This is a genomic window from Mycobacterium sp. TH-M106 (assembly GCF_057473765.1).
Map to the genome: position 1 here is coordinate 1 of NZ_JBYCLE010000171.1, position 7,930 is coordinate 7,930.

Annotated in this window: 8 protein-coding genes; 1 reads left to right on the forward strand and 7 read right to left on the reverse strand. The window is 65.6% G+C overall.

The window, feature by feature from the left end; all coding sequences use genetic code 11:
- From AC2VOP_RS06020 to AC2VOP_RS06050, 7 genes are all read right to left on the reverse strand, one after another.
- On the reverse strand, positions 1 to 1,142 hold a 1,142-nt coding region (locus tag AC2VOP_RS06020), incomplete at its 3' end, for an acyl-CoA dehydrogenase family protein (RefSeq protein ID WP_486960106.1).
- On the reverse strand, positions 1,139 to 2,659 hold the full coding sequence (locus tag AC2VOP_RS06025; protein ID WP_486960107.1) for a CoA-acylating methylmalonate-semialdehyde dehydrogenase: 1,521 nt from the start codon (positions 2,657 to 2,659) through the stop codon (positions 1,139 to 1,141). The genes AC2VOP_RS06025 and AC2VOP_RS06020, both read right to left, overlap by 4 nt.
- Before the next feature lie 100 nt (positions 2,660 to 2,759).
- On the reverse strand, positions 2,760 to 4,109 hold the full coding sequence (locus tag AC2VOP_RS06030) for a PE-PPE domain-containing protein (protein ID WP_486960108.1): 1,350 nt from the start codon (positions 4,107 to 4,109) through the stop codon (positions 2,760 to 2,762).
- A gap of 284 nt (positions 4,110 to 4,393) precedes the next feature.
- Positions 4,394 to 5,653, reverse strand: coding sequence for an ATP-binding protein (locus tag AC2VOP_RS06035; protein WP_486960109.1), 1,260 nt, complete (start codon positions 5,651 to 5,653; stop codon positions 4,394 to 4,396).
- A gap of 138 nt (positions 5,654 to 5,791) precedes the next feature.
- Positions 5,792 to 6,229 (reverse strand): type II toxin-antitoxin system VapC family toxin, encoded by a 438-nt coding sequence (locus AC2VOP_RS06040; RefSeq protein WP_486960110.1) that lies wholly within the window; start codon positions 6,227 to 6,229, stop codon positions 5,792 to 5,794.
- A 7-nt stretch (positions 6,230 to 6,236) separates the two neighbouring features.
- Positions 6,237 to 6,470 (reverse strand): antitoxin, encoded by a 234-nt coding sequence (locus tag AC2VOP_RS06045; RefSeq protein WP_486960111.1) that lies wholly within the window; start codon positions 6,468 to 6,470, stop codon positions 6,237 to 6,239.
- A 97-nt stretch (positions 6,471 to 6,567) separates the two neighbouring features.
- Complete coding sequence (locus AC2VOP_RS06050) at positions 6,568 to 7,449, reverse strand: LLM class F420-dependent oxidoreductase (RefSeq protein ID WP_486960112.1); 882 nt, start codon at positions 7,447 to 7,449, stop codon at positions 6,568 to 6,570.
- A 233-nt stretch (positions 7,450 to 7,682) separates the two neighbouring features.
- Between AC2VOP_RS06050 and infA the strand changes: the two genes are divergently transcribed.
- Complete coding sequence (gene infA / locus AC2VOP_RS06055; RefSeq protein ID WP_003418601.1) at positions 7,683 to 7,904, forward strand: translation initiation factor IF-1; 222 nt, start codon at positions 7,683 to 7,685, stop codon at positions 7,902 to 7,904.
- The last annotated feature ends 26 nt before the right edge of the window (positions 7,905 to 7,930 follow it).

Below are 7,930 nucleotides of genomic sequence, written 5' to 3' on the forward strand. Positions count from 1 at the left end.
ATCTCGTTGGTGCCCTCCAGAATTCGGTGCACCCGCAGATCGCGGACGATCTTCTCCAGACCGTACTCGCGCAGATAGCCGTAGCCGCCGTGCAACTGCAGCGCCTGGTCGGCGACGTCGAAACACGCGTCGGTGACGTAGCGTTTAGCCATCGCGCACAGCTCGACCTTGTCGGCGGCATCCTCGTCCAGCGCCGTCGCCGCCCGCCACAGCAACAGCCGCGAGGTTTCCAGCGCCGTGGCCATGTCGGCCAGGCTGAACCGGATAGTGGGCTCGTCGAGCAGGGGGCGCCCGAACGCCTCCCGGTCGGCCAGATAGGCGACGGCCTTGTCGTGGGCGGTCTGCGCACCGCCCAGCGAGCACGCGGCGATGTTGATCCGGCCGCCGTTGAGCCCGTTCATCGCAATGGAGAAACCGCTGCCTGCACCGTCGGGGCCGCCCAGCATGGTGTCGGCGGGTACCCGCACGCGATCGAAGACCACCTGGGCAGTGGGTTGGGCGTTCCAGCCCATCTTCTGCTCGTGGGCACCGAAACTCAGTCCAGGACGGTCTTTTTCGACGATGAAGGTGGAGATTCCGTGATGGCCCGGCTGTGCTTCCGGGCCGGTGCGGGCCATCACCACGTACACCTGCGAGGCGCCGGCCCCGGAGATGAACTGTTTGACGCCGTCGAGCACGTAGTCCGAACCGTCAGCGACCGCGCGGGTACGCAACGCACCGGCATCGGATCCGGCGCCCGGTTCGGTCAGGCAGTAACTGGCGATGACGTCCATCGACGCCAGCCGGGGAATCCAGCTCTTGCGCTGCTCCTCGGTGCCGTAACGGTCGATCATCCAGGCGCACATGTTGTGGATGGACAGATATGCTGCGGTCGTCGGGTCCGCGGTGGCCAGCTGCTCGAAGATGCGCACCCCGTCCAGGCGGCGCAGTCCGCTGCCGCCGACGTCGTCGCGGCAGTAGATGGCCGCCATCCCGAGCCCAGCGGCCTCTCGCAGCACATCCACCGGAAAGTGTTGAGTGGCATCCCATTCCAGTGCATATGGGGCGATTCTCTTGTCGGCGAACGTGGCTGCTGTCTCGACGATCTCCCGCTCGTCATCATCGAGGCCGCCGAGGACGCCGAGGACGCCGGGGCCGGTCATTGCATGGTGGGCATGTGGAACTCGGCGCCGTCCTTGATGCCCGACGGCCAGCGCTGCGTGACGGTCTTGACTTTGGTGTAGAACTGGATCGACGACGTGCCGTGCTGGTTGAGGTCCCCGAACCCGGACCGCTTCCAACCGCCGAAAGTGTGGTAGGACACCGGAACCGGGATGGACACGTTGACTCCGACCATGCCGACCTGTACCCGCGAGGTGAAGTCGCGTGCGGTGTCGCCGTCACGGGTGAAGATCGCCACGCCGTTGCCATACTCGTGCTCCGACGGCAGCCGCAGCGCCTCTTCGTAGTCCGGGGCGCGGACCATGCACAGCACCGGCCCGAAAATCTCGTCGGTGTAGACCGACATCTCCGGGGTGACGTGGTCGAACAGCGTCGGCCCGAGGAAGAATCCACCCTCCAGATTCGCGTCACCGAACTGCATTTCGTCGCTGCCGCGGCCGCGACCGTCGACCACCAGTTCGGCGCCGGAGGCAACGCCGGCGTCGATGTAGCCCTTGACCCGCTCAACGGCGGCAGAGTTGACCAGCGGGCCGAAGTCGGCCTTGGGGTCGAGGCTGTGGCCCACCCGCAGGTTGTTGATCCGCTCGACCAGTCTGGCGCGCAACCGTTCCGCGGTCTGCTCGCCGACCGGCACCGCGACGGAAATCGCCATGCACCGCTCCCCGGCGCTGCCGTAGCCGGCGCCGATCAGCGCATCGACTGCCTGGTCCAAGTCGGCGTCGGGCATCACGATCATGTGGTTCTTCGCACCGCCGAAGCACTGAGCGCGTTTGCCGTTGGCGGTCGCGGTGGAGTAAATGTACTGCGCGATATCGGAGCTGCCGACGAACCCGACGGCGGCGATCATGGGATGGCGCAATATCTCATCCACGGCCTCCTTGTCGCCCTGGACCACCTGCAGCACCCCTGGCGGCAGGCCTGCCTCGACGAACAGCTCGGCCAGCCGCACCGGCACCGACGGATCGCGTTCGGAGGGTTTGAGGACGAACGCGTTGCCGCACGCCACCGCCGGCCCGGCCTGCCACAGCGGGATCATCGCCGGGAAGTTGAATGGGGTGATACCCGCGACCACGCCGAGCGGCTGACGCAGCGAGTAGACGTCGATGCCCGGCCCGGCGCCCTCGGTGTGCTCACCCTTGAGCAAGTGCGGGATCCCGACACAGAACTCGATCACCTCGATGCCGCGCTGGATGTCGCCGTGCGCATCGGCCAGTGTCTTACCGTGCTCGCGGGAGAGCAGTTCGGCCAGTTCGTCGGCGTGGGAGTTGACCAGCTCGACGAAACGCATCATCACCCGGGCGCGGCGCTGCGGGTTGCGTGCTGCCCAGTCGGGCTGTGCTTGGGCGGCCGACGCCACGGCGGCGTCGACGTCGGCGGCGTTGGCCATCGCCAGCTTCGCCTGCACCTCGCCGGTATTCGGGTCGAACACGTCGGCGGTTCGCCCTGACTGACCGTCGGTGCGCTTGCCGTCGATGAAATGCGGAATCTGCGTGGTCATGATTGCCCTCGAAACGATGGAATTGCAGATACGAGTCAGATACTAGGACATCCTAGTAAATGTCGGCGGTGGTGGCAAGCCGGCGAGGTGGCTGGGACGGTCAGAGTCCGACATCGGCGAACGCGTGCGCGACCCCACTTGCGACGACCAGGAGTTCGACACCGCCGGCCAGTGTGAGCAGCCCGGTGTCGGCCGCGATCGGCAAACCGACTGCGTCGAGCGGGTGGGTGAGGTTTTCCAGGAAAATGCTGACGTCATATGCCGGCAAACTGGTCACCAGTGCATTGGCGATATCTGCCGTCGGAAGAAGAGTCGCGTAAGCCGACGAGGCCCCAGCAGAGAGCGAGTTGATGACGTCGGCCAGAGACGACAGCGGCGCCGCCGACGTGGGGTCGAACAGGCTGGACGGGTTGGACACATCGGCCAGGAAATGCTGGATTCCCTGCTGTGTGCCGTTCATCAGCAGCCCGGGCAGCTTGTCGACGTCGTCGAGGCCGGGGAAGAGCCCGAACGGGGTAGGCACATTCGCGGGTGTGGTCGAGTACCCGAAGTCGGGGTTGCCGTAGCCCAGATTCACCAGCGCCGTCAGGTCCGGTTGGAGCAGGTCGGCCAGTGGCGTTCCGACGACCGGGATCGCGCGGAGCGGGTCTAACAGCGGCAGATTCTCGGTCGGAATCATGTAATAGGTGGTCTCGGTGGGGCCTTCGGTGGGCAACGCAATGGCCTGACCGCCGTCAGCCACCGGCGTCACCTGCTCGAGCGTGAACTTCGCATAGTCGGGGTGTACGAAGATGATGCCCGCAACGGCATTGAGGTCGGACAGGACGTTGATGGGGTAGCGGGGGAAGTCGGCGAAGCCGTCGTATTCGGCGGTGTACAGGGTGGTCGGGAAGTCGTCGGCTGGGGTCGCGCCGTAGAAGTTCAGTCCCAGGCTCGGTAGGTTCAGACCGACGAAGCGTTCGAGGGCTCCGCCGTTGGGATTCATCTCGTCGCCCATCAGCACGAACCGCAGGGGGATATCGCTCGGCGTGCCGGCCGGGTCGAGCTTCTCCATCTCCAGCGACGAGATGATGGCGCTTTGGGAGTAGCCGGAGACACCCACCGGGGTTTCGGCCTGGATGTACGGCTGCAGCGTGTCGTCGAGAATCGTCACGCCCTGAGCCACCGACGTATCGAGTGGCAAGGTCTTGACGCCGGTGATCGGGTAGAGCCCCTCGGGAGTGAACAGGACCGCCGGAGTGGTCCCCGGCAGATTGGGCTGCAGGTACAGATTGTCGACGGCGTCGATGTAGGCCGTATCCGGTATCGGCACGCCGCTGGGGCCCATGACCTCCGTCGTCTCCGGGACCGGCGGCGGCAGCGGGGGCGGGGCGCCATAGGCGAACGCCGAATGCATGATCGCCGTCACAGCCAACAGGCCGGCGCCGCCAGCCACCACCCCGACGGACATCCATCGGAACCCACTACCTGTCATCGCGACCTCTCGGACTCGGGGCAACATTATGTGGCCGCTTGAGGATCAACTTCCGACAAATTGTTGTCGATGTGAAATGGCCGACTTGCTTGGGGTCCTCAAGCGGCTAGCGGCGTGTCCATGGCGAGATCGTTGAACAGGGTTTGCCGCAGGGTGAGAACGGCGCCGATGGTGCGCGCGTCCAGCGGCAAGACGGTGCAAATGGCCCCCTGTTCCTGGAGCACACCATCGCAACAGCTGCCGCCCTCTCCTGGAAGCAACTACAGCCGCCACAGAGCACTGACTGGGAGCGCCTTGAGGCGGGGACCGAAGCTCAGAGATGCGTCACCGGCATACAGGACCACACCGGCGGTGAAGGCGTCGGCGGCCTGCGATTGCAAGTGTCGAAGGCCGTGGAAATCGGCGCTGGTGACGGTGGCGGACGCCTTCACTTCGATGCCGGCGATCCGGCCGTCGTTCGTCTCCAGCACTGCATCGACCTCGACTCCGTCTTTGGTGCGGTAATGGTACAAACGGATCTCGTCGTCAGCCCAGGTCAGTTGGCGTGCCAGCTCCATCAGCACAAATCCCTCCAGAAGCGGACCGAGGGCCGTGCTCGTCAACTCGCTCAAGCGGCGTGAGCTCTGACCCAGCAGATAGGCGGCGACGCCGGAGTCGACGAACGCTACCTTCGGCGACCTGATTACCCGCTTGGCCAAGTTCGACGACCAGGCGGGAACTCGCTTGATCAGAAAGATCTCCTCGCATAGTTCCAGGTAGCGCAGCACTGTCCGCCCGCTGACGCTCAGATCGTTCGCGAGCTGTGATGCGACCAGCAACTGGCCGGTCCGCACCGCGACCAGCTGTAACATTCGCCGGAGTTCGTCTTCACGTCCGATGTCGGAGAGCTGGCGAATATCACGGTCGATCAGATCCGTGACATAGCCTGCAAGCAACCGGGTGCGACGGCGTTCGTCAGTTCTTTCGACCGCCGCTGGAAATCCACCGCGGATGATCCGCAGAGCGAGTTCGTTGCGATTGGTCGCCGGTAGATCCGGCAGTTGGGAGTCGCAGACCGCGAAGATCCGCTCCGCGAACCGATCGAGCCGCCGCTCGATCTCGCCCTGGGAGAACGGCCAGAGTTCGATGGTCTCCATTCGCCCCGGAAGTGCATCGGGCAGCTGTCTGAGACCCAGGATTCGGGCCGAACCGGTCAGCAGGTAGCGGCCCGGTCGTGGATCGACGTCGACTTCGTACTTGAGAGCAAGGAACAGCTCGGGCGCGCGTTGAATCTCGTCCACCACCAGTAGCCCGTCGTGCCGCACGAACCCGGTCGGGTCGTCTCGCGCCGCCGCGAGCCACTGCGACTGGTCGAGGCTACGGAACTCCGAGCCCGGCCGGTACGCCGACACCAGGCCAGCGAGCGTGCTCTTGCCTGCCTGGCGTGCACCGTTGACCAAGACGATGCGCGTGTCGCCCAAGGCACTCTCGATGACTGCGAGCGCATGCCGCGGAACCAGGTCTTGTGCCGGTCGCTCCACACCGGCGAGTATGCCATGCCCTGTCCAACTAGCCGAGCAGTTGGTGTCCAACTGGCCGTGGGCAGCGTGTCCAACTGGCCGTGGGCAGCGTGTCCAACTGGCCGTCGGTAGCGCGTCCAACTGGCCGGCAAACGCGGGTCAGCGGTCCGTCATTACCGGATCCCACACGCGGGAGAAGCCGAACTCGGTGAAGTCGTCGACGTTTCGAGTGGCGAACTCATCGACACCGTGGTGGCGCAACGTCAGTGCAAGGCGGGCATCGAAGAGGCGCCGGCGAGCAATTCCGGGCTTGGCCGCCACCGCCCACACCTCGCTCATCACCGGGGCGTTCTCGACGAGCGCCCATCGCCGGTTGCGGCGGAACGTCTGACAGACCTCCACCGCATCGGGGCCGTCGAGTGGTTGCGTCACCACCGCGGGATTGCGCAGCAACTGGTACAGCTCCATCAGTACGAGCTCACAGATGGCGACGTCGGTCCGGTCAGCGCAGTCGACGAGGAAGGCGGTGGCGGCGTCGTGTTCGGGGCAATCCTGATTTTGGGCATAGAGCAGGATGTTCGTATCGATCGAGAGCACGGCAGACTCACGTCTGGTTGGCGAGTTCGCGCCACGCTTCTTCGGATGCACGAAATGGACCGAGTCGATGCGGCGTGGGCGGCTGCCAGGCGTCCGACGTCACCTCGCGCCTCGGGTAAATCCGCACCATGTGTTCAAGCCCGCGACGAACAACCTCGGCAAGGGTGATTTCGTGCTCGCGCGCGAGCCGCTTGGCGTCGCGGTAAAGCTCATCGGGGAGCTGGACCTGCGTCCGAATCATACATCGAAGTTACATCGGTATCGAAAACACATCAACCGTGCAGGGTTTGTGCAACGGCTGTCGGTGTCCTGACCTTGTTCCTGAACTGCCGAAACCGTCAGCCCGGCGGTGTCAACGCGAGCGGCCCGGCCAGTTCGATCAGCGTCGGCAGCAGCCGCTTCCACCCGCCGAGCACCTGGATGGTCACGTGGTCGGCACCGGCCGTCAGGTGCTCGTCCAGGCGGGCGGCGACGGCCTCGGGGGTGCCGTGGGCGACGACGGCGTCGACCAGCCGGTCGCTGCCGGGTGGGCGAACGTCGTCGTCGGTGAAACCGAGCCGGCGCCAGTTGTTCACGTAGTTCGACAACCGCAGATACATGCCGATCGCGTCGTGCCCGAGGGTGCGCGCCGCGGTGGTGTCGGTGGACTGGGGGTCCCTCCCGCCTGCGGGGGACACCACCTTGTGCTCCGGCGCCAGGAACGTCGCGGAGCCGACCAGTTCCCGTGCCCACGCGGTGTGTTCCGGGGTGGTCAGGTACGGGTGCGCCCCTGCACTGCGCTCTGCCGCCAGCGTCAACACCCGAGGGCCCAGGGCGGCGATGACGCGCCGGCCGGCGGGCACCCCCGCGGCGTCTAGCGCATCGAGATAGCCCACCAGCGCCTCATACGGGGCGCGGTACTGCTGGGTGACCTCGGGATGGCCGACACCGACACCGAGCAGAAACCGGCCCGGGAAAGCCGTTTCGATGCGGCGATAGGACTCGGCGACCGGCTGCGCCGCCGCCGACCAGATGTTGACGATTCCGGTCGCCAGCTGCAGAGTCGACGTCGCCGCCAGGATCGGTTCGGCGAACGCGAGATCGGCGGCCGGCGATCCACCCACCCAGACCGCGCCGTAGCCGAGCCGTTCGATCTCGGCGGCCTGCTCGGGCGTTGGTGGGCCGGCGGTCCACACGCCGTAGCGACCCAGGTCGGGTTTGGGCGATGCCGTGGCCGTCATCGGACCAGCTTGTCATCTGTGCCCCGGTAGCGGGGGATTTTGGCGCGCGATAGCGATGCGGGTATCGTGGAATGACGGTGCGGCGTCCGCGTCGGCTCTTGCGTGCCCTGTTCAAGGATATTCACGGAATCTCCTGTCATCGGCTCACGTTACGTAGTCGCGGCTGACGCTGCGCAGATCACGTTCAGCAACGCAGAGCTAAACGGCAGGACACGGAGGATCGCCCGAGGGCAATGGCGAAAAAAGACGGTGCCATCGAGGTTGAGGGTCGAGTGGTCGAACCACTGCCCAATGCGATGTTTCGCATTGAGCTGGAAAACGGTCACAAGGTTCTCGCCCATATCAGCGGCAAGATGCGGCAGCACTACATCCGCATCCTGCCCGAGGACCGGGTGGTGGTGGAGTTGTCTCCCTACGACCTGTCCCGCGGCCGCATCGTCTACCGGTACAAGTAGCCAGGCCTTCCGGCCCGACCAGCACG